Consider the following 19,094-nt stretch of genomic DNA (forward strand, 5'->3'; position numbering starts at 1 on the left):
AGCAACCACCAAAAATCCCAACAAACAACACCGTTTTTTCGGGGGGATTAACACGGCATGATAGCTTTCCAGAATCACTGAATGTCAGCTCCTTGTACCAGGCAGCCTGTAAGACACCTGCAATTAATGAACACACCTAATAAGCCCTAGCGATTTACCCCATCTAATCGAATAAATCGCTTTGCGTTATGCTTTTCCAATACAACAGCTAAAGGATAACGTCATGCAAACGGTAAAACTGAACAATGGGATTGAAATGCCCCTGCTGGGCTTTGGTGTATTTCAGATGACGGATGCCGCTGAATGCGAAAGAGCCGTTATTGATGCCGTCGAAACGGGCTATCGTCTTATCGATACCGCGGCTTCCTACCAGAATGAAACCCAGGTTGGGAACGCGCTGAAACAGGTGGGTATCGCACGCGATGAGCTCTTTGTAACCACTAAATTATGGTTGCAGGACACCAGCTACGAAGGTGCTAAAGCGCAGTTCGAACGTTCATTGAACCGTCTGCAAATGGACTATGTTGATCTCTACCTGATTCACCAGCCTTACGGCGATGTTCACGGCGCGTGGCGTGCGATGGAAGAGCTGCAACAGGCAGGCAAAATTTGCGCCATTGGCGTCAGTAACTTCCATCCTGACAGACTGGCGGATCTTATGGCCTTCAACAAAGTTGCCCCTGCGGTGAACCAAATTGAAGTGAATCCCTTCAATCAGCAATTGCACGCCGTTCCGTGGATGCAAAGCCGTGGCATTCAGCCTGAAGCCTGGGCACCGTTTGCAGAAGGTAAAAATGGTCTGTTCCAGCACCCTGTATTAGCGGAGATAGGTCATAAATACGGTAAAAGCGTGGGCCAGGTTGTTCTGCGGTGGATTTTCCAGCGCGGCGTCGTTTCTCTGGCAAAATCAGTGCGAAAAGAGCGCATGGCAGAGAACATCAATATTCTCGATTTTGAACTCAATTCTGAAGACATGCTGCGAATTGCCGCCCTTGATACTGCCACCAGCGCATTCTTCTCCCACCGTGATCCGGCGATGGTGGAGTGGCTGACTGGCCGCAAACTCGACGTTTAAGCCAGGATAAAAGGGCCTCATTAAATGTAAAAACGTTATCTGGGTAAATCCGGACTCGAAGTATCAGCGCCTGGGCTCGGTTGCTTGGGGCTCAGCCACGGCTCCGGCCCGGCGACAGATGCCCGTCAGGCTATCAAACTCATTCCCCGCACCAGAAACTCCCGCCTTAAATTTGCTATCGATAAGTTAATTGATGTTAATTGATGTTGTTAAATTGTGATCGATGATCGGTTTCTTATTTATTACCCTGTCAACCTGTTTGACAGGTTGATGGCTATACACCTACTCTTTGTTCATCTTGTAAAAAACGATGCTTTTAACGTTTTGATGGCTGACTCAGGAGTTAAGGTAATGTGGAACAACGACAGTGAATTATTTCATCTAATGCGCAGCAAACTATTTACGGCAGTGGTTGGCGATATTCTCGATACGCTCGGTTATTTACACCAATTTGTTGCTCCGCAAATAAAACCACTCCATGTAGATATGGTGGTCGCAGGCCGTGCAATGCCCGTTCTGGAAGCGGATGTATATGAAATTTCATCTACTTCCGGGCGGAGTGAAATAGGCACAAAACCGTTTGGCATAATGTTTGAAGCACTAGATTCGTTACAGGAAAACGAGGTTTATATCACTACCGGTAGTTCGCTGCGGTATGCGCTGTGGGGCGGTTTGATGACGACTCGAGCGATGCACCTTAAAGCTGCAGGTGCCGTGTTAGATGGATATGTCCGTGACTCTAACGAAATTCTTGAGTTGGCTTTCCCTACTTTTTCGCATGGGACCTACGCCCAGGATCAAGGGCCGCGCGGTAAGGTGATTGATTATCGAGTACCGATTGAATTCCACGGCGTGCGTATTAATCCTGGAGATATCGTGTATGGCGATCGCGACGGGTTGCTGATTATTCCACAGCAAGTTGAAAAACAAGTCATTACTCTGGCCCTGGAAAAAGTCGCCACGGAGAGTGAAGTCCGCTTAGCTATCCGGGATGGCATGAGTACCGTCGCTGCTTTTGAGAAATTCGGCGTGATGTAATTTGGCTTAGTGTCGCTCGCGAGGAATTATGTCATGTTCAAACGACAGCATTCGAAAATAGTCTTTCTATTATTTATTGCCGGGGTTATTAATTATCTTGATCGGGCGGCATTCTCTGTAGCCATGCCTTATATAAAAGATCATCTCGGCTTGAGCCCTACAGAAGTAGGACTCATGCTAAGTAGTTTCTTTTTCGGCTATGCATTGTTTAATTTTGTTGGCGGTTATTTATCGGATATTTTTGGCCCGAAAAAAGTCTTCACTATTGCCATGCTTTCCTGGTCCTTATTTTGTGGGCTGACCGGGCTGGTATTCAGTTATGGGGCTCTCTTTGTCGTGCGTGTGCTGTTTGGTATGAGTGAAGGGCCAATCAGTACTACGATTAACAAGTCGATCAGCAACTGGGTTCCACTCGATCAGCGAGCACGCGCAGTCGGAATGGCTAACTCAGGGAATCCGCTGGGGGGCGCGATTGCCGGGCCCATTGTTGGTTTTATTGCAGTGATGTGGAACTGGCGTATAGCGTTTATTATTTTAATGTCGCTAGGTTTTATCTGGACATTCTTCTGGTTGAAATCATTCACCGATAAACCGCATGATAATGCAGAAGTTTCCGCAAAGGAAATCGCTGAATATGATGAAGCACAGAAAGGTGTATTGTTTAGTCCCTCTGGAGATAAAAAAACACCCCTGTCGTTTTATTTAAAACAGCCGATTATTATTTTCACCGCAGTCGCTTTTTTTGCCATTAATTATATTTTGTATTTCTTCTTAACCTGGTTTCCCAGTTATTTATCCATGGCAAAAGGCCTGGATATTAAAGAGCTCAGTATTGCATCAGCCATTCCCTGGATTATTGGCAGCATAGGTATGGCATTAGGTGGAATGGCATGTGATGCGGTGTATAAAAAGACGCGAAATCTGTTGTTATCGAGAAAATTAATTATTTCATCTGGGCTGGTTCTGTCGGCTATTTGCCTGGCAGGCGCGGGGAATGTGCAGTCAACGGTTGGGGCTGTCGCAATGATGGCGGTTGGTATTTTCTTTATGTATCTGGCAGCGGCGGCTCCGTGGGCTATCGTTTCTGACAATGTTGACAGCGCAAGTGTGGGGAGTGTCGGGGGATTTATCCATTTGATTGCCAATACTGCAGGGGTGATCGCTCCCATTGTCACCGGAATGATCGTTCAGTACAGCGGTAGCTTTGTTGCGGCATTTGTACTTGCGGGCGTTGTTGGGCTGATTGGTGCGCTAGGTGTGGCACTGTTTATACGACCCGTTACTGTACGTTCTCACACAGAAACCACACCGCTTGCATGAGGTTAATAGTATGAAAGCATTAGTAATAAATCAGGATAAACCGGCTCATTTTACCGAGATTGCAGAACCGCAGTGTAACGAAAGCGAAGTGTTGGTTGGTGTCGAGTATGTGGGTCTGTGCGGTTCCGATTTGAACACCTGGCGCGGGGGGAATCCCTTAACTGTCTATCCGTGTATTCCCGGCCATGAAATCGGCGGCGTGGTGCTGCAAGTCGGCCATGGAGTAAGAAGCTGTAAAACGGGCGATCGCGTAGTGGTTCTGCCTTGCACCGAATGTGGAGCTTGCAGTGCATGCTTGAGTGGGCGACCCAATGCTTGCCAATTTAACCAGACGCTTGGCGTGCAGCGTCAGGGCGGTATGGTGAAAAAATTGGTTATGGCCGCAAATAAAGTACTGGTCTGTAATTCACTCAATAGTCAGCAACTGGCATTGATTGAGCCGCTGTCTGTCGGCCTGCACGCCGCGAGGCGGGCACAAATCAACGTTGGCGAATGGGTTGTGGTGATGGGGTGTGGCGTCATTGGTTTAGGCGTTATTACTGCTGCGGCATCAATGGGTGCGCGTGTTGTGGCCATTGATATTGATCCGCGTAAGGAGGCGGTCGCAAAAGCATGTGGTGCGACACAGTTTATTAACAGTCAGACGGAAGATGTTGCCGCGTTACTTGGCAAACTCAATGATGGCCATGGCCCTGCGGTTGTGATTGAAGCGATAGGGCTTGCCAGCACGATTGAGCAGGCCGTCGATGTAGTGGCGTTTGCTGGGCGAGTGGTTTATGTCGGTTATGCAAAAAAGCCGGTTACTTTTGACAGTGCCCGCTTCTTACTCAAAGAGCTGGATATTCGGGGCTCACGTAATGCAACGGTCACAGATTTTCGGGCAGTGATCGCGTTGATGGAGCAAAACCGCTATCCGGTAGAAAAGATCATCAGCGCTTATTATCCGTTAGATCAAGCCGATCAGGCTTTTACCCGTTGGGCTGCTGATCCGGGTTCTATCACCAAAATTCTTATCGAACTTTAATCTCAGGAGGCAGTTAATGTCAGCGAATAAGATATTTTCTTTAGATGGCAAAACAGCGCTGATTACTGGAGGCTCCAGTGGATTGGGGTTTGCTATCGCACAATGTATGGTGGCAAGTGGTGCTCGGGTCATTATTGCTGCGCGTAATGGCGAACAGGCACAGGCTGCGGCCCAACAGCTTGGGCCACAAGCGAGCTGGAGTTCATTTGATGTCGGAGATACTGATAATACCGAAAGATGGGTAACCGATTTACTCAGAGAATACGGGCAGATCGATATTCTGGTGAATAACGCCGGTAATCATTGTAAAAAACCAATTGAAGAAATGAGCGTTGCTGATTTTCAATCTGTGATGAATGTGCATGTGGTGGGGGCGTTCGCTCTCACTAAGGCACTTGTTCCACATATGAAAGAGTTGGGTAATGCCTCGGTGCTATTTACCGCCTCAATGACATCATTTATCGGCCAGCCGTGGGTGGCTGGATATGCAGCGGCAAAATCGGCATACCTTGGATTAATTCATAGTTTAACCACGGAGCTCGCCGCTGAAGGTATTCGTGTTAATGGTATCGCGCCGGGCTGGATTGATACCCCAATGTTGCGTAAAGCAATTGAAGGCGATGATGTGCGGAAGAATAAAATTCTTGGCCGTACGCCAATGAAACGCTTCGGTAAGCCTGAGGATATTGGCTGGGCGGCCACATACCTGGCGTCAGATGCTGCATCTTTTGTTAGCGGCCATGTTCTGGTGGTTGATGGCGGCGCATTAATTGGCTTTTAAATCCGTGTGGGTTGGAATAGAAGATGAAAAACAAGTTATTACAATTGCATCCACAAGATAATTGCCTGGTAGCACTGGCTGATATCCATGAAGGGGAAAAGCTCAGTTATGAAGGGGGAGAATTGCTCGCCCGTAGTAACGTGACCCTTGGGCATAAGCTTGCCATGCATGAATTATCCGCCGGAGATAAAGTCATTAAATATGGGGCTATTATTGGCTCGGCGACTCAATATATTGCCGTGGGTGAACACATTCATAGCCACAACCTGAAGAGTGATTATATCGCGGTATTTCATCACCAGGATGCTGGCTATCAGAATACAGAGGATCAAACAACATGAGAGGCTATATTCGGCAGGATGGGCAGGTCGGTATCCGTAATACTATTCAGGTAATATTTATGGTCGAATGTGCCAGCCATGTTGCCAAAAAAATTGCTGAATCGTTTGATAGATTAGATGTGCAGCATTTTGGATTTTCAGGCTGTTACCCCTCAGATTATGGTTTTCGGCTGGTAAAAAATCTCGCCACACACAGTAATGTGGCCGGAGTATTGATCATTTCCCTGGGCTGTGAAAACTTTGATCGTGACCGCTTAGCAGAAGATATATTAGCCAGCGGTAGACCATGTCATAAATTGGTTATTCAGGAAGCGGGTGGTACAAGTTCTACTATCGCCAAAGGCAAGCAATTAGTTGAAAGTATGCTGGCACAGGCATCATTGGTGCCGACTCGTGAGATTCAGTTTAGCGATCTGATCGTCGGCACTATCTGTGGTGGATCTGATGGTACGAGCGGGATCACGGGTAATCCGGCTGTTGGGCGCGCCTTCGATCAGCTCATTGCCTCCGGCTCAACGTGTATATTCGAGGAAAGTGGCGAGCTGATCGGCTGTGAACCTCATATGATGCAACGAGCGGCAAGCCAGAAAGCGCGGGATGATATTGATCGAGCGATGGACAAAGCCCAACGTTATTACGCCACGATGGGGTTAGGGAGTTTTTCTAATGGTAATGCGGTTGGTGGGTTAACCACTCAGGAAGAGAAATCTCTCGGCGCGTATACCAAATCCGGGGACAGCCCTATTTCTGGAGTCATATTGCCTACAGAGATCCCAAAACAACCCGGTTTGTATTTAATGGATGTCGTACCGGATGGTGAACCTCGTTTTGGTTACCCAAATATTAATGATACATCTGAAATTATTGAGTTAATTGCTACGGGTTGCCATTTAGTCTTATTTACAACCGGACGAGGTTCCGTGGTGGGTTCGGTTATTTCACCCGTGATAAAGGTCTGTAATAATCCGCAAACATGGCAAAACATGCATGAAGATATGGATATTAATGCGGGTAAAATCATCAGTGAAAATGCCACGCTTGATGAAGTCGCGGAAGATATTTTACAACTCATATCTCAGATAGCGAGCGGGTCTGAAACAAAATCAGAAAGCCTTGGCCATAGTGAATTTGTTCTGACTTATAAAGCGTTTGATTATGAAAAGGGTGGCTGTCGTATTGCTTGACGTAAAGAACGACAGTTTATTCAGCTTTTTATTAATCTAAAAAACCAGTGGGATGATTTATATCTACCCCTGGTTTTATGATTATATCTTTGAACTATTGATTAAAGCATTAATCGCAGAATCAAAATGGGCTTGCATCATTTTTCTGGCACCTTCAGCATCCCGGGCGCATACACAGTCGGTAATTTGTTGATGGAAATCAACAATTTGCTCCGCATGCTTTTGGCTATCCTGCGCTTGCAATCCAGCCGCAATTGATTCTTCCAGTGACGCCCGTAAGGCTTGTAATAGCAAGCTGTATAACGGGTTATTTGTCGCACTTGCGAGTATTAAATGAAATCGCGCGTCATGGATAATAAATTGCTGATGATTGCCGAAACTTATACGTATTTGCTTCATTTCTTCACGTAGCTGCTCGAAATCTTGCTCAGTGCCGTGAATCGCGGCTAACCCAGCACAATTAACCTCTAACGCGCATCGTAATTCAAGAATTTGGCTTGCACTGACCTGGCGAGTAGCCATTGAATAATGAAAGATTGTACCTAGTGCTGTTGGGTTTACGGTCTGTACCCTTGGTCGTTTACCACTGCTGATATCCAGTACGCCGAGCGTCGAGAGTGATTGAAATGCTTCCCTAATGACGCCGCGGCTAACCCCAAGGGTTTCAATCAGTTGTTTCTCACTAGGAACCTCTGTTCCGGGATTGAGTTTCTGCTCAGTGATCAGGTTTAAAATATAGGTTTTTACTTGTTCCGACAGTGTGGTTTTCTCAAGTATCGTCGCGGTAAGACTCATATCCATGCTCTCATCCTATCATACAGGATGATAGTATGATCTGAATTGCTGTTTTCGACAACGTTGGTTTTGTGTTTTTGGGGGCGTAGGTAGCGACAGCCTTGCCCTGTATCTGACCTGGCAGCGGCAGGTGGCAATTCTGATTTCTGTTATTACACTTTAAAAAAGCGATGCCAGGAAGGGCATCGCTCAATTCAGTCAATTCGAATGACTTCGTCGTAAAAACCCTTTTTTCTATACTGTTATCTCTATTTACTGCATGAAGTGTATGTAAATAATTTCATGATGTAATTATGTGTAATTTGATTTGTTCATTTATGTTATTACTGGCATCTTTGCTCCAGGAATAACTCATAATGGAATGATTTAAATGAAGAAATTACTTGGACTCGCCGTTTCTCTGACATTACTTTCCGGCTCCGTTTTTGCCGCACCAGCAACCACCACCGCACCAGAATGTGTAAAGGCCAATCAAGCTCAAATTGAAGGTCTGTTTGATAAGTGGAACGATTCTCTGAAAACGGGCGATGCGAAGAAGGTTTCTGAAAATTACCTCAGCGATGCCGTTTTACTGCCCACCTTATCTAACAAAGCTCGTTTAACCGACGCTGAACGCGTTGACTACTTTGAGCATTTCCTGGCGAAAAAACCGACCGGTAAAATTGACACGCGTACCATTCGCGTGGGCTGTAATAAGGCAATAGATACCGGGACGTACTCCTTCACGTTTGCCGATAAGTCCAAAGTTTCAGCACGTTATACCTTCACCTACGCGTGGGATGGTAAAGAGTGGAAAATCTCTACTCACCACTCTTCGGCAATGCCTGAAGCGTAATAGACCAGAACAGTGCAGGGAGTAGGCGATGGCCGCTCCCTGATTTCTACAGGCTTAGCGCCTATTTCAACATAACTTCATATTGCGGATTAAATTCATCGAATATTGGCAATGAGTCGGCACCTGACGCAGGCGTATCGCTGCCGAAGATGCCAATACGGATTCTGGCACTTTTCGGATAACGGCTGCGCACGGAATTGTACAAAGAGGTCAGGCGTTAATCAGCTTTTCAACCAGCGGTTGCGGCATCATTCCACCAATAATCACGCCCTGCGCATTAAATACACACTCCATACTATTGATTACTGGCATTGCCTGAATCTCTGGCAGAGCTGCCACAATTTGATGCGGGTAGATGTCGGTGGATGTTGAGAGAATTTCGACGCGCTAAAATCAGCCAACTCACTGAATTTCAGACATAAAAAAAGACCCTACAGGATTCGAATTGAAGCCTAATTCCCATTGTTATTACTGGTTTTTTCGCTGTTCGAAAAACTCAGGAGCCCCCAATTAGGCCCCCAGTCGTATTTCGCTGAAAAATAAGTGATTTCAAGCTTGGTGATTGTAACTGTGAATTACCGCGCCGCCAACATCTCTGGATATGGTCTTATTATCCAACAAATGTTGATTTTCCTTAATCAGTTTCATGGCTGTGGTCTCTGTTGAGACGCAGGAAAAATCTATTCACCAGCGGTACCTACGGGGTGGGCGCGATACCATGATTATGAAATCCACCCTTCATCCTTCAACTCCATCCTGTTGTACTGGATGACGTCAGCGGTAAGATCAAGAGGATATTTCGTTTAAGTTTCGTTCATAAGTGCCGATACAACTATTAACTGATCTCGATAGAATGATTTATGTCAGAGTTTTTTTATACGTGACATAACCTGTCAACTAGCACATGTAAGCTCACTAACATGATGAAAAACACGGAAGTGAAAAATGAGCAAAAAGAATCTCTTATTGGCTACACGTCTTGCGGATATTTTATTACGTTTTAACCGTGGCGAGACTTTAACGCTTAACGGTCTGGCTGAAGAATACGGGGTCCACCAGCGCACCATACGTCGTGATATCGAAGAGCGACTCGCTATTGTGGGGATAGAAAAAAACATTGATCTTAACAGCTACAGCCTGCGCCCGGAGTATTTGGGAAAGTTTGATGCCTCAAGCATCGATACCTTCGCGAAGGTGGCTGGCGTAAAAGAATTATTCCCGGTGCTGGACAGAAAAATGCTCCAGTCCATGTTTTACCCTGCACCCGCGCAGAATGTGCTGGTGATGGGTCATCGCTATATCAAAAATGAGCAACAAACCGACAACTTCACACGCTTGCAGCAGGCGATTGATGAATGCCGTCGCGTGTCATTTAGTTATTACAAGCGTGCCGAACAGCGAAACTACAGCGTTGAACCCTACCAGTTAATTAACCATAACGGAGTCTGGTATCTCGCCGCGCAGCATGACCAAAAAATGAAGAAGTTCACGCTCGGTAAAATATCTACCCTCAATTGTACCTTCGATCTCTTTGAGCGTTCGCCAACGCTATTAGAGGAGTTGAAAAATGAAGAGAGCGTGTGGAGTAACGAGCGGAAGTTTGAAGTGGTGATTAAAGTTTCCCCTGCAGTGGCTGAGTATTTTCTACGCAGGGATTTAGTACTGGGACAGGTCATCGAAAAAGAGTTGACAGATGGCGGTTTAATTATCTCGTCTCATGTGTCGCATAAAAATGAAGTCTTGCCTGTGGTGCAATACTGGCTCCCTCATTTGCGAATTATTTCACCTGAAAGTTTGCAGCAAGAAATGGAAGCAGAGATCAGAGGTTATCTGGGAATATAAGGGAAGGACATGGCAGAAAAGAAACTAGGTAAAAAAGAGTCCGCCAAGAAACTAGTTAGTAGGTCTGAACATTGTAATGTAATTATTGCGGCTACCATGAGTGCAGGGAAAACGTCGCTTATTAACGCGCTACTTGGCAATGAAGTTCTTTTTTCAGCGAATGAAGCAGCAACGGCGACGCTGACGCGTATTACTCATAATCGAAATTTACGTCAGCGCATCGAAGGAGTGAGCTACACCCAACAGGGCGAATGCCATGAACGTAGTAATAATGTGCAAAGTGCGACTCTCAAACAGTGGAACGACCATCAGGCGGTGAAGTATATAGAGCTGGATTGCCGCATTGAGAGCCTGCGTAAGACCGCAAAGCCGCTGGTGATTTACGATACTCCAGGGCCGAACAATAGCCAAGATGCCAGCCATAAATCCCTGCTGGATGCGGCGCTGACGCTACCGGGTAAAAAACTGCTGGTCTACGTGCTCAATGCAACCCAGTTGGCGACGCAAGACGACAAACAGCTGCTGCAGGAGATAAAAAATAGCCCTGCCTTGGCCTCAGGTAACCAGATTATTTTTATCCTCAATAAGGTGGATCAGCTCGATGAAGAGCGCGGCGAGACGATCGAGCTTTTCCTTGAAAAAACCCGAAATTATTTGGAGCAAACAGGATATTCACGGCCGGTGATTATCCCGGCGATGATGCAAACATCCTTAATTGCCAAAAAAGTTCTCAGTCGTAAAAGCATTACCCGAAATCAAAAGCATCGCCTTCAGGCTGAGCTTCAACGATTCAGGGAGAATAAATTTAATCTTAATGAAGCGTCACAAATACCTCTCGCTATTAAGCGCCAGGTTCGTTCTGAATTAAAAAGAGGTCAGCCTGAAAATGCTTATCTCGATACTTTTGATAAAACTGAGCTAACACAGTTTATAGCCTACAGCGGTATCCGTACCCTTGAGATTTTTCTTTCACAGCATAATTAATTACTCGGAAAACTATGAACACTATCTATCTGGAACATAACCCTTTTACCGTAGAGTCAACATTCTTGGTCAACGGCGTAGAGCCTGCATCAGGCTGTAAACTCTCCAGCTATAAAGAAGCTCGTTTGCAGCTTTGGGTGGAATCTCTGTTTGCCGAGTTACAGGCGCTGTTGAACGGCGAAACTCAGCTTGACGTACAGTTCAAAGGCGTTGAATCCGACTTTATGGACGTACAGGATGCCGCCTCTGTAGCCCGTAAAAGCGGTATGGAAATCAATCTGAGCTGGCAACCGGTACGGGCCACGGAAGATCGTCTGGACGAAATTAACGCGCTGATGGAGGAGGCGAAGCTTAACCCACAGTTCAATGACTACATCGTTAATAACGAGCAGGTACGTAACGATTTTCGGGAGGCATTTAACAACGATTTTAACGTGTATGTGGTAGCGACCATGTCTTCGGGTAAATCAACGTTGATAAATGCCATGCTCGGACAGGATCTGCTGCCTGCAGCGAACGAAGCCACCACGGCGACTATCGCGCAAATTTTTGATGATAAAACAACGGGAAATAATTTTGCCGCGCGCCGTTTTTCCAGCAGCGGTGAGGAACAATCGCTGCCCGAAATTAATGCCGATATCCTCAAAGAGTGGAACCAACTGCCGGACACGCAGGAAATTGAGCTGCGTGGCAATATTGTGGCGATGCAGCCACGCGACCATGTTCGTCTGGTGCTAACCGATACGCCGGGGCCAAACAATAGCCAGGACGCGGATCACGCGCTGAAAACGATGAGCTTCATCAAGGATTCGAAGCGTAACCCATTGATCCTCTACGTATTGAATGGTACTCAGCTGGGCACCGACGATGATAAAAGGTTACTGAGTCTGGTTGCGGAAACCATGAAAAAAGGCGGTAAGCAAAGCAAGGATCGCTTTATTTTTGTGGTGAATAAGATGGACGAATTCGACCCGGAAAAAGGCGAGTATGTCGGTGCAGCACTTGAGAGAATTAAAGAATATCTTGAGAATAATGGCATCAATAATCCGCAAATTTACCCTGTTTCCGCGCAGTTAACTTACCTGCTGCGTAAACATCCAGACGGTCTGACCCGTAAAGAGCGAAGTGATTTAAACGGTATGGCGGAGCTTTTTCTTGAAGAACCCACGATGAACTTCCCGGAATACATGCCGCTCACCTCGCGCGTGCGCCGCAGCCTTGAAGAACGAGGGTTCACCAATGTGCTCAAGCGCAGCGGCCTGCCGGCCGTGGAAGTGATGATTGATGAATACATCGATAAATATAACGTACCCACGCGTCTGAATCGTGCCTATGCCGCACTGCATCGTGCAATTGGTCTGGGCATGAAAGAAACCCAGCTTGCCGAGCAGCTTAAGAAAGATGAGAAAGAGTTGGCGATGATTAATGATGAAATTAATCTTCTACAGGAACGGCATAAAAAGGGGCTGGATACCGAAGCTTATAAAGAAAAGGTTCGTCGTGAAGGGAAAGGATTACCGGCGTTCATTGCTGATAAATTCACCCATGAAGATAAGAAGTTCCGCCGCCTGTTAAAGGAACTGTCTAATGAAATTAGCGCCCAGGGTGAGGTGGATATAAACCGTGCAAAAATTGAATTAGAAAATGCCGAGCGGAAACTAACTTTTGCCAGTAACGATCTTATCAGTAATTTTGAAATCGCCTTCTCGGATGGGCAGCAGCATATTAAAGATGAGTTGCAAAAAGAGTATTTGAAATTTATCGCCGATATATTTGATGAAGCCCGCACGCTGGCTTTGCCTATGCTGCAGGGCCTCAAAGAGAGTATGCAGGATATGTCGCTTAATCTTAGCCTCAACGATCAGGACGTTAAAACCAAAGAGGAACGCTATAACGGCCGCGAGGTCAGCGATTCTAGCTGGTATAACCCTTTCTCCTGGGGGCGCAAACGTACCATATACGATTATCGCACCGTCGAATATGTCGATATGAATGAAACCTGGAAAGAGAAACGGACCATTATTGAAAGTGAGTTTAATGACTTCCGGACAAAAGCGATGAAAAAATTTGAGTCTGATAAAGATAAGCTGGTGAAAAACTATCTGGCCTTTATTGAACGTGAATTTAATGAGAAATTTGAAGCTTTGATTAGCGTGATGCAAGAGCAGTTAAACAATAAAGAGGTTCGCGAGCAAACTATTGCTGAGGCAAGAGAGCAGCAGCAATGGATTATCGAGTTTAAAGCGAAGCTTGATAACACGCTGGCCATTTAATGAAGGGAGTCATGATGGACGATAAAGCTAAAAAACGGCAAACCCTGCGCCAGAATTTACTGGAGCAGTTAACCCGTAACGAACTGGAAGCAGATGAAATACATCAGATTGTCGCTTCCAGCTCCGCTATTCCTGATTTCTTTGATGGATACCGGGTCAACGAGATCTTCGCTGCCATTGAGCCGGATGCGCTTGACTGGAACGCCGGGTATTTCGACCGCCAACGTAAGCTGGCAGAGAACAACTTCGCTGAGAAACGCATCCGTCATCTTATTGATGTCCGTGAGCATCTTATTCGGAATGGTATTGCTGGGTTTGCAAAAACGCCGATAACCAAACCTATAGAGGGAACTGATAAAATGAACATGCAAGGCTATTTACCCGGCATCAATCTGGGAAGAATGGTTGAACAAGGCGTTATCAGCATGGTGCGTTCGGCCTTAATCAATGAACTTGAAAACAACCGTTTGGCAGATAATGAAATCAACAAAGCCGTCGCCTGGGCTGAGGCCAGGGTCGCTGATTTATTTGTAGGTTACGAGGAAAACTCTCTGGCAGGAAAAATGAATAACGACCCCGCCCAGTGGGATGCTGATTACTACGACCTGCAAACTTCTTATCTGAATAGCAACTTTGCCAAAGTCCGTTTCGAGCACTTGATAACGGTGCGAAATTCGCTGCGTCTGCGCGGAGTGAAAGGCTTTGAGCGCATTATCATCAAGCCAAAAGCTCAACCCCAATTCCAACAGGAGAATGGAGCTTCTCGCCCGCAATCTGATTCATCTTCCGCTGCCTCTCAGCCGGGCTTTTTGCGCATTGCGCTGATGGCGGGTGGCGCGCTTGCTGTATTAGCGGCGCTGGTGATTTCTTTACTCTAAAGGGGGATTTATGTCTCAAAAAATCATAACGCCGTCGCGGCTTAAAGAGCTTGAGCAGCGCACGGATGTGACTTTGCAATCAGCAAGAGTGCTTATCAACCGCAGTTATCTTGCAGAGATGAAAAACTACCCTCTGCAGTCCGTCTCTACCCAGACGGGGCTACCGGTCAACCGTGCAGGGGATATCCGTATATTCCGCATCGAGCGCATCGTACAGGAAAACAAACAGTCGGTACTTGAAAGCACCACGGCTGCCTATACCGCATTGGGTGCAGCCGGTTATGCCGTCTTCCTGTTCCTGAAGTCCGATGGACGAGAAACCAATTTGTACATTGGTACGCGCGGTACGCCGGGAAAAATGCTGGGGCATAATTCTGGCGAACTGCTCAAAGAAACTTTCAAGGGACATTTTTCCGGCAGCAGCCTGGTGCCGCTGGCGGCAGGTGACACCGACGAACTGCTTGAAGGGGCGCTGGCGCAGCAAGATGAGCCTTCGGCAACTATCACCGCTGTGACTGGCGTGCCGTCCTTGTCCACGGATAATCATGAACATTTCATGCAGGGGCTAGAACATTTTATCGATGCTGCGGAAAGTCGGGTTTATCAGGCTCTGATCCTCGCGGAGCCGGTTTCGCCACAAAATTTGGAAGTGATCCGCACCGGCTATGAGCAGGTGGCGACCCAGCTTTCATGCCTGGCGAAAAGGCAATACTCGTTTGGCGTCCAGGACAGCGAAAGCGTAGGTTTGAGCATCAGTGAAGGGCTAAGCCAGTCGCTGGGCGAAAGCCTGGGAATGACCGAAACTAAAGGCACTTCGGACACTACTAGCAAATCGACCAGTAAAAGCTGGGGAGAGTCGCAAACTGTCAGCACGTCCGACGCTTTCACACGCACCTATGATGAATATCAACAGGCACGCGTTCAGGGCGATAACGTGGGGATAGCCCGTGGCATCGGCAGCCTACTGAAAAACACACTGTTACCAAGAAATATTTCTGGCAGCATAAATAGCGGTGGATCGGAAAGCCTTTCCGAAAGTCATACCGAAAACTTGTCGCATGCCCATAGCACAACAACGAGTAAAACCGATACCACCAGCCGTACCGACAGCCACTCGCTGAACAAAACCCAGGGAAGCAGCCAGCAAATCTCGTTGGAAGTTAGCGACAAGACCATCGAAAAGATGCTGGAAAAAGTTGACCATCATCTGGAGCGCGTCAACGAAGCGCGCACTTACGGTGGCTGGCAAACTGCAGCTTACTTTATCGGCGACAGCGCAGCCTCGTCTGAGTCCTTAGCCAGCATTTTCCTCGGTCTGATGCGTGGCAGCCGTTCAAGCACCGAAGACTTTGCCCTGACTACCTGGCAGTCGCAAAACAAAAAGGTGGTGCTTGACTGGCTGGCGACGCTCAGGCATCCGCGCCTCACACCGGCCTTCTCTGAAGGCATCAATATTGATTACCTGACGCCTGCGACGCTTGTATCGGGCAAAGAAATGGCGATTCAGCTTAGCCTGCCGCGCCGCTCTACCTCCACCGTGGCGGTGCTTCAGACCCAGGCTTTCGGGCGTAAAGTTCAGCGTCTTGACAGCAGCGGCGAGAGAAAGCGTGCCGGTCGTGAAATCTGCCTCGGCTCGATACGCCATCTGTGGAACGACCTGCCGCAAACTATTAATTTGGATGTCAACCAGCTGGCGAGCCATCTTTTTGTCACGGGTTCAACCGGCGCCGGGAAAAGTAATACCATTTACGAGCTTCTTTCCCAGCTAGGCCGCCATCAGGTGCCATTTATGGTGATTGAGCCGGCGAAAGGTGAATACAAACATATGTTTGGCCACCGTAGCGACGTCCGGGTGCTGGGCAGCAATGCGAAGTACAGCGAGCTGCTGCGCATCAACCCCTTCCGCTTCCCGAATGAGACTCACGTCCTTGAACACATCGATCGGCTGGTGGAGATCTTCACCATGTGCTGGCCGATGTATGCCGCGATGCCCGCCATTCTTAAAGAGGCCATTCTGCAAAGTTACAGCGAATGCGGTTGGGATATGGTCAGCTCTGTTAACCGTTTCACTCCGGCTTTGTTCCCGACGTTCAACGATCTGCTGGTGCAGCTGAAAGCCGTGATCGATGATTCCGCCTACTCCCAGGAGCTTAAAAGCAACTACACCGGCTCACTGGTGACGCGCGTGAAATCGTTGACCAATGGTCTGAACGGGCTGATTTTCTGCGGGGAAGAAATTGATAACTCAGAACTGTTCGACAGTAACGTGATTGTCGATCTCAGCCGCATTGGTTCTCAGGAAACAAAATCTCTGATCATGGGGATCCTGGTGATTCGCCTAAGCGAACACCGCGCCGCGTTTTCAGGTATGAACCAACCACTAAAACATGTCACGGTGCTGGAAGAAGCACACAATATCCTTAAGCGCAGCACCTCTGGCGGCGGTGGGGAAGGAAATGACATTACGGGAAAATCGGTGGAAATGCTCTCTAACGCCATTGCCGAAATGCGGACCTGGGGAGAGGGATTTATTATTGCCGACCAGTCACCTTATGCTGTTGATATTTCTGCGATTCGTAATACCAACACGAAAATTATCATGCGTCTGCCGGATGAATCCGACCGACGTATTGCGGGGAAATCCGCTGGATTAAACGACGAGCAACTTGATGAGCTTGCGCGCCTGCCCAAAGGGGTGGCGCTGGTTTATCAGAACGACTGGCTGGAGCCTGTGCTGTGTCGGATTAATAAGTTTGCCGGGAAAGAAGAGATCTACCGCTACGAAGCCGCCGCCGTGAATACGTGTCGCCCCCAGCTTTTTAACCAGCAGCTGATTGCCTGGCTGATGGCTACGCGCCTGCGGCAGCCGCTGGCAATTCCGTTGGAAACGCTGGAGGCCGGACTGGAAGGCAGCCTGCTGGCAACCGGGCAAAAAATTGTGCTGAAAACGCTATTTGAAGAGTTTCGCGCAACCGGAGAAATCAGCCTTCAGAACGAACAACATTTTGCTCGTTTGGCAAAGCTGGTCGTTAACCTGCTGGATTGCACCACCGCCATTGAAAGATGCGTTCGCACCACGCCTGGTTTTGATGAACTGGCGCACTCGTTCCGCCAGCTTATCGTTAAGCAAACCGGTGAGTTGCCCGCTGGACTTGAACTGGCGGTACAGCAGTGCTTTTTGCGCGAGTTGGCCAGCAGAAATGATGAATACCTGAAGGTCTATGCCGCATGGCGTAAACACGTCACCCCGGAGATAGTAGCATGATCGAGATGACAGTTTTAAAAGAGCTGGCAGCGGAATCGCTGGGCGAGCTGTTGGAAAGTGTGAAGGAGATACGCATTGAGGAAATTAATGTTGAAAAACTCGACAGGCCAGTTGACCTGGAGCTTCCACGTAACGAGTTGACTCCGCTTTCTGAAGAAACCAAAGAGGTTTTAAGTGAGGGGGGTTACAGTGATGAGGTGATCGAAAGTATAAACAGTGAAGAAGAGGCGGCGATTTACCAGGATGCAGGTCTGGAATGTCATACCGTTAACGGCAATGATGCGTTAATTAATAACGAAATCGACCTGGATCAAACCGATGCATTAGGTGATACCAACCTCGAACGTATGGAAAAGGGCAAGCCACCGTTGGATGCCAATGGTAGGCCAATCGAGTTGCATCACGTCGGGCAGAAGGCAGATTCCCCGCTGGCGGAACTGACGCACGCGCAGCACATGGAAGGTGGCAATAACATTATTCTGCACGACACTACTAAAGAGTCTGAAATCGATCGTGGCGCGTTTGCCAAAGAGCGTGAAGCGCATTGGAAAGCACGAGCCGAAGAGATTAAACAACGTCAGCAGGAGGCAGCATGAAGAAGTTAGCTCAGCAGGTTGCAGCAAAAGGTGCCGATACTCGCCCTGCAAAAGAGAATGAAATTAGTGCTGCGGAACAAGCGCTACGGATGCATTTTTCAGAGGAATATAAAACCTATTTGTCTGAGTTTGGTTTGATTGCCTCCGGGGCTACGGAGGTTAACGGCCTTGGGGTTCCTGCGACGTCACATCTGAATATTCTGAGCGCGATAGAACCACTGCGTGACGGCAAGGACTATCCGCCGCAGGCCGTCCCGCTTTGTGATATTGGCGATGGTTACTATTACCTTTATGACAATCAGCAGTGCAAAATCCTCACCTGGTCGATGATTAACGGCGTGGTGGAAATCAGTGATGAAATACTTGAAGCCTTCCTGCTACGTACCATTTTTGACGTTAAGTAATAAATGACAAATACCTAGACTTCCGCTTTATTAGTTCATGAAACAAACCCGCCAGTTGATAATAATTGGCGGGTTATGCTGTGAATGAAAAGAGTGAAAAGTGCAAAGGTAAAAATCAGGAATGAAGCTCGAAGAATTTATGTATTCATCAGCCCGGTAGCTCGTCTGGCTCTGAGAATATCTGTAGCGGTCAGAAATGGCGTCTGTTCTTGCCATGTAAATCCTTTGCGGTCAGTGCGTATCAGTTCATAGCGTTCCACAAGGAAATTCACCGCATCAGCAAGCGTAATTCCCGCTTCGATGTGCTCATGAATAGCTGAATCATCGTGGAATGGCGTGTCGTTGAGTGTGAGGCCGTAATGGTGTTCCAGTAGATACGTTAACAGTTGTTGCCACACCTGTACGGGCGACAGGCGTGACGTAACCGGCACAGTGGCCAGTACAGTTGAGATTTGCATG

17 protein-coding genes and 1 pseudogene are annotated in these 19,094 nt (G+C 47.6%); 16 read left to right on the forward strand and 2 right to left on the reverse strand.

What is annotated here, in order from left to right; translation table 11 throughout:
* The first annotated feature begins 223 nt into the window (after positions 1-223).
* The 8 genes and pseudogenes from AB1E22_RS15095 to AB1E22_RS15130 all read left to right on the forward strand — a co-directional run bounded on the left by AB1E22_RS15095 (position 224) and on the right by AB1E22_RS15130 (position 6,763).
* Positions 224-1,075: an aldo/keto reductase gene (locus AB1E22_RS15095; protein WP_367596052.1), complete on the forward strand. Its 852-nt coding sequence runs from the start codon at positions 224-226 to the stop codon at positions 1,073-1,075.
* Positions 1,076-1,114: 39 nt separating this feature from the next.
* Positions 1,115-1,219: pseudogene (locus AB1E22_RS15100) on the forward strand (aldo/keto reductase); the annotation flags it as partial.
* Positions 1,220-1,426: 207 nt separating this feature from the next.
* A complete protein-coding gene (locus tag AB1E22_RS15105; RefSeq protein WP_367596053.1) occupies positions 1,427-2,113 on the forward strand; it encodes an RraA family protein in 687 nt (228 codons plus the stop codon).
* 33 nt (positions 2,114-2,146) lie between these two features.
* A complete protein-coding gene (locus tag AB1E22_RS15110; protein WP_367596054.1) occupies positions 2,147-3,433 on the forward strand; it encodes an MFS transporter in 1,287 nt (428 codons plus the stop codon).
* A 10-nt stretch (positions 3,434-3,443) separates the two neighbouring features.
* Entirely contained in the window at positions 3,444-4,457 is a 1,014-nt protein-coding gene (locus tag AB1E22_RS15115; RefSeq protein ID WP_367596055.1) for a zinc-binding alcohol dehydrogenase family protein, read from the forward strand.
* Between the two features lie 16 nt (positions 4,458-4,473).
* Entirely contained in the window at positions 4,474-5,238 is a 765-nt protein-coding gene (locus tag AB1E22_RS15120; protein WP_367596056.1) for an SDR family NAD(P)-dependent oxidoreductase, read from the forward strand.
* Between the two features lie 23 nt (positions 5,239-5,261).
* On the forward strand, positions 5,262-5,579 hold the full coding sequence (locus AB1E22_RS15125; protein ID WP_367596057.1) for a UxaA family hydrolase: 318 nt from the start codon (positions 5,262-5,264) through the stop codon (positions 5,577-5,579).
* Positions 5,576-6,763 (forward strand): UxaA family hydrolase, encoded by a 1,188-nt coding sequence (locus AB1E22_RS15130; RefSeq protein ID WP_367596058.1) that lies wholly within the window; start codon positions 5,576-5,578, stop codon positions 6,761-6,763. The genes AB1E22_RS15125 and AB1E22_RS15130 overlap by 4 nt, the downstream gene beginning before the upstream one ends.
* A gap of 81 nt (positions 6,764-6,844) precedes the next feature.
* Here the strand turns inward: AB1E22_RS15130 and AB1E22_RS15135 are convergent, their stop codons facing one another.
* Positions 6,845-7,564, reverse strand: a complete 720-nt coding sequence (locus AB1E22_RS15135) for a FadR/GntR family transcriptional regulator (protein ID WP_367596059.1) — start codon at positions 7,562-7,564, stop codon at positions 6,845-6,847.
* Between the two features lie 364 nt (positions 7,565-7,928).
* On the opposite strand from AB1E22_RS15135, the gene AB1E22_RS15140 reads away from it, so the two are divergent.
* The 8 genes from AB1E22_RS15140 (at position 7,929) to AB1E22_RS15175 (ending at position 18,635) form a co-directional block, all read left to right on the forward strand.
* A complete protein-coding gene (locus AB1E22_RS15140; RefSeq protein ID WP_367596060.1) occupies positions 7,929-8,393 on the forward strand; it encodes an SgcJ/EcaC family oxidoreductase in 465 nt (154 codons plus the stop codon).
* Between the two features lie 945 nt (positions 8,394-9,338).
* Positions 9,339-10,235, forward strand: coding sequence for a helix-turn-helix transcriptional regulator (locus AB1E22_RS15145; RefSeq protein ID WP_367596061.1), 897 nt, complete (start codon positions 9,339-9,341; stop codon positions 10,233-10,235).
* 9 nt (positions 10,236-10,244) lie between these two features.
* On the forward strand, positions 10,245-11,219 hold the full coding sequence (locus AB1E22_RS15150; RefSeq protein WP_367596062.1) for a dynamin family protein: 975 nt from the start codon (positions 10,245-10,247) through the stop codon (positions 11,217-11,219).
* A 14-nt stretch (positions 11,220-11,233) separates the two neighbouring features.
* Entirely contained in the window at positions 11,234-13,492 is a 2,259-nt protein-coding gene (locus AB1E22_RS15155) for a dynamin family protein (protein WP_367596063.1), read from the forward strand.
* 14 nt (positions 13,493-13,506) lie between these two features.
* On the forward strand, positions 13,507-14,370 hold the full coding sequence (locus AB1E22_RS15160; RefSeq protein WP_367596064.1) for a hypothetical protein: 864 nt from the start codon (positions 13,507-13,509) through the stop codon (positions 14,368-14,370).
* A 10-nt stretch (positions 14,371-14,380) separates the two neighbouring features.
* Complete coding sequence (locus tag AB1E22_RS15165) at positions 14,381-17,635, forward strand: ATP-binding protein (protein WP_367596065.1); 3,255 nt, start codon at positions 14,381-14,383, stop codon at positions 17,633-17,635.
* Positions 17,632-18,231: an HNH/ENDO VII family nuclease gene (locus AB1E22_RS15170; RefSeq protein ID WP_367596066.1), complete on the forward strand. Its 600-nt coding sequence runs from the start codon at positions 17,632-17,634 to the stop codon at positions 18,229-18,231. The genes AB1E22_RS15165 and AB1E22_RS15170 overlap by 4 nt, the downstream gene beginning before the upstream one ends.
* A complete protein-coding gene (locus AB1E22_RS15175; RefSeq protein ID WP_367596067.1) occupies positions 18,228-18,635 on the forward strand; it encodes an SMI1/KNR4 family protein in 408 nt (135 codons plus the stop codon). The genes AB1E22_RS15170 and AB1E22_RS15175 overlap by 4 nt, the downstream gene beginning before the upstream one ends.
* A gap of 137 nt (positions 18,636-18,772) precedes the next feature.
* On the opposite strand, the gene AB1E22_RS15180 is transcribed toward AB1E22_RS15175, so the two are convergent.
* Positions 18,773-19,093, reverse strand: coding sequence for a TA system toxin CbtA family protein (locus AB1E22_RS15180; protein ID WP_367596069.1), 321 nt, complete (start codon positions 19,091-19,093; stop codon positions 18,773-18,775).
* Position 19,094: the final 1 nt, after the last annotated feature.

This window comes from Buttiauxella gaviniae (assembly GCF_040786275.1).
GTDB classification, from domain to species: Bacteria; Pseudomonadota; Gammaproteobacteria; order Enterobacterales; family Enterobacteriaceae; genus Buttiauxella; species Buttiauxella gaviniae_A.